The sequence below is a fragment of the Acidimicrobiia bacterium genome (genome assembly GCA_016650365.1).
Lineage (GTDB): Bacteria > Actinomycetota > Acidimicrobiia > Spongiisociales > JAENVV01 > JAENVV01.
In genome coordinates this window covers 1-2,691 of sequence record JAENVV010000139.1, presented here as the reverse complement: position 1 = coordinate 2,691, position 2,691 = coordinate 1, and the positions used below count along the sequence as shown (strand labels likewise).

Sequence of the window (2,691 nt, the reverse complement as noted above, 5' to 3'; positions counted from 1 at the left end):
TTCGGGATAGCGCGCCGACCAGATTCAGGTCGCCTGCTTCCATGATCGCTTGTGTTAGGGCAGAGCCAGCCCATCCGGTTGCACCAGCGACTACGACGGTTGTCTGTTTTGATCTACTGCCAATCAATGTGACTCCAGGGTCTCGATACCGTTCGGCCACATTAGGTCCCTCGATGGACCGTCGGTTTGTGCAGCGGTGGTCAGCCTCCGTGCCCGACGCCACAGACTTCGGGAGGAGTCGAGCCGTCCGAGGGATCGAAGTCTTCGCATACGAATGGAATGCCGATCTTGCCGCCATTGCCGACCCCGCCGCTGTTGGGACCGGCATTGTCGGAGCCGCCACCGGCAGGGACAGTCGAGGTCGTTGCCGCGGTGGTTGCCGACACGGTGCCATCGGCGGCATCTGAGACCTGGTCGGTAAGTCCGCTGACTTGCGCACCAAAGAAGGCGACAGCTGACATCGCAAAAACGACGACCAATAGCATGAGTAACGCTGACTCCACGAGCGTTGCGCCCTCGGAGGATTCCCAGTTCGGCATGGTTCGCGTGATGGCCCCCTCGATAGTCCCAGCAATACCATATACGAGAGTCAACCCATTTCCGCGGCACCTCGGATATTCGCCCATCTCTTCGGCCAGCCATCCGTCGACCCGGGTCCTGGGAGAAATCGTCGACCGGCAAGATCCAAGGAGCTCTGGCTATGTCCCGTCGGTGGTGTGGAACCTGTGACGCAGTCTGTCGCGCAGGACTATGTTTCGAAGGGCACAGAGAAAGGATTGGCATGTCCCGAAAACTATTGCGGATCTTTCTATGGATAACGTTGGCTGAGGCGTTGGCATTTGTTGCCGGCCATTTGATTTCGAGGAAGATGACGACCGGTGGCGAGTTCAGCGATGACTTTGAGGTCGCGGCCATTTTCGGCGGGAAGAGATTCCATAGCAACGCAGGGGCGTTGAAGTCGGGATCGGCTGTGGCCGCTCTGGGCGGCTTGGAAATCGACCTGCGCGATGCCACTGTCGACCCGATGGGCGCCGATCTCGAACTTACCGCCGCACTGGGTGGGGTACGCGTCTTTGTCCCGGGAGACTGGATGGTCGATGTCGAGACGGATGCTCAGATGGGCGGCGTCGATATCGACGTGACGCCAAGCCAACAACTGCCAGAAGACGCACCCCGCCTGCGCATCCACGCCACCACCAGGGCCGGCGGCGTCGCCGTGACCGCCCGGGACTGAGAAGCCGGTTTTGACCCCAGCAACGTCTTCGGGTGGCGGGCCTGTCCTGCCGACCTAGGTGGCACTCATTCCGCCGTCGGCATAGAGGGTGTGACCGGTGATTGAACCCGCCAGGGGCGAAGCGAGGAAGAGCACCGGACCGACAGTGACGTCGGGCGGCGTCAGTCGACCTTGCGGGATTCTCTGCGAAAAGCTTTCGACGAGCGCCCGGTCGGTGAAAGCCGGTGCCATCAGAGCTGTATCCGTTGGTCCTGGCGCAACCGCGTTGACCGTGACACCGGTGCGACCCCACTCGACAGCCAGGGACTTTGTCATCGAAATGACGGCCGCCTTTGAAGCGTTATAGGCGAGCTGGAGCGCCGAACCGCGGTTGCCGGCGTTCGACGTATAGTTGATAATCCGCCCCGATTGGCGTTCGATCATGCGGCGTGCGGCCGCCTGGGACATGAGCCAGGTGCCTTTCACGTTGATGTCCATCGTCCGGTCGTAGTCGGTCTCGGATAGCTCGAGAGCCGGTACTCGAACGTAGATGGCGGCAGTGTTGACCAATACGTCGATCTTGCCGTGCTGGTGGCACGCTTCGGCGATGAGGGCCTCGACTGCGTTGGCATCTCGAACGTCGACCCGGGCGGGACTCGCCGTTCCGATCTCGGAGGCAACCGTCTCAGCGGCACCACCGTCGATGTCGGCGACTACCACATGGGCTCCATGGTGAGCGAAGGCCCGGGAGATCTCCCGGCCGATGCCACCCGCTCCACCGCTTACAACGACCACCTGGTCGGAGAAATCAAACCAAGCATCTGTGTTCATGTCTCCATCCTCCTGATCGTTGCGAGACGGATAGTACCGACACCGTCGGTTGACCGTTCGAGAAAGTCTCTTCAGGTCATTGCCTTGGACGCCATCAGGATGGGTTTCCTTGTGGTGTTCGCTTGTCCGCTCGCCGCGATGAGGCATCAGTCGAAAGCCGTGCCCGACGAAGCTGGGAGTGTCGGTCTCGGGTGTAGGTTGACCAACAGGCCGCCGTCTCAGTCCGGGATGATGCAGGCAATGGCTGATCCAGTGACAGGAGCTGATGTGCAGGGAGCAAGTTTTAGTTCGGACCAGCAGGCGCTGCTGGAGATCACCCGGAGGTTCGGCAACGAAGTGGTGGCGCCAGTGGCCGATGAACTCGACCGCCGCACCGATCCGGCCGAGTGTTTTTCGTGGGATATCGTCGAGCAGGCGGACGCAGCTGGGATACGAACCGCCACTCTCGCCAAGGAGTACGGCGGGGCGGACATTGATTCGCTCACCACGGCGATGATTATCGAAGAACTCGGAAAGTTCGACCTTGGAGTATCGGTGGTCCTGGCGCAGACGCTCAAGATTGCCCAGACATTGCAGGCTGCGGCGACGCCCGACCAGCAGGAGCGCTTCATTCCGGATTACGCCGCCGATCCGCGCGGTTTGCTGGC

The 2,691-nt window shown here is 61.2% G+C and carries 4 protein-coding genes; 2 read left to right on the top strand and 2 right to left on the bottom strand.

Going from position 1 to position 2,691, the window contains the following annotated elements; all coding sequences use genetic code 11:
- Nucleotides 1-200 precede the first annotated feature (200 nt).
- A complete protein-coding gene (locus JJE47_08175) occupies nucleotides 201-593 on the bottom strand; it encodes a hypothetical protein (GenBank protein ID MBK5267399.1) in 393 nt (130 codons plus the stop codon).
- 188 nt (nucleotides 594-781) lie between these two features.
- Here JJE47_08175 and JJE47_08170 point away from each other — a divergent pair, with 188 nt between their 5' ends.
- Nucleotides 782-1,234 carry a hypothetical protein gene (locus JJE47_08170; GenBank protein MBK5267398.1) on the top strand — a complete coding sequence of 151 codons (453 nt, stop codon included), beginning with the start codon at nucleotides 782-784 and terminating at the stop codon, nucleotides 1,232-1,234.
- A 54-nt stretch (nucleotides 1,235-1,288) separates the two neighbouring features.
- Here JJE47_08170 and JJE47_08165 read toward each other — a convergent pair whose 3' ends face one another.
- The gene (locus JJE47_08165) at nucleotides 1,289-2,044 is read right to left on the bottom strand and encodes an SDR family oxidoreductase (GenBank protein ID MBK5267397.1); all 756 of its coding nucleotides are present in this window, start codon (nucleotides 2,042-2,044) and stop codon (nucleotides 1,289-1,291) included.
- A 240-nt stretch (nucleotides 2,045-2,284) separates the two neighbouring features.
- On the opposite strand from JJE47_08165, the gene JJE47_08160 reads away from it, so the two are divergent.
- Nucleotides 2,285-2,691: acyl-CoA dehydrogenase family protein (locus tag JJE47_08160; protein MBK5267396.1), on the top strand; the 407-nt coding region annotated here is incomplete at its 3' end.

Excerpts from the sequence above, each read along its gene's own strand:
- JJE47_08170 (MBK5267398.1), top strand. The coding sequence starts at position 782 with ATGTCCCGAAAACTATTGCGGATCTTTCTATGGATAACGTTGGCTGAG.
- JJE47_08165 (MBK5267397.1), bottom strand. The coding sequence starts at position 2,044 with ATGAACACAGATGCTTGGTTTGATTTCTCCGACCAGGTGGTCGTTGTA.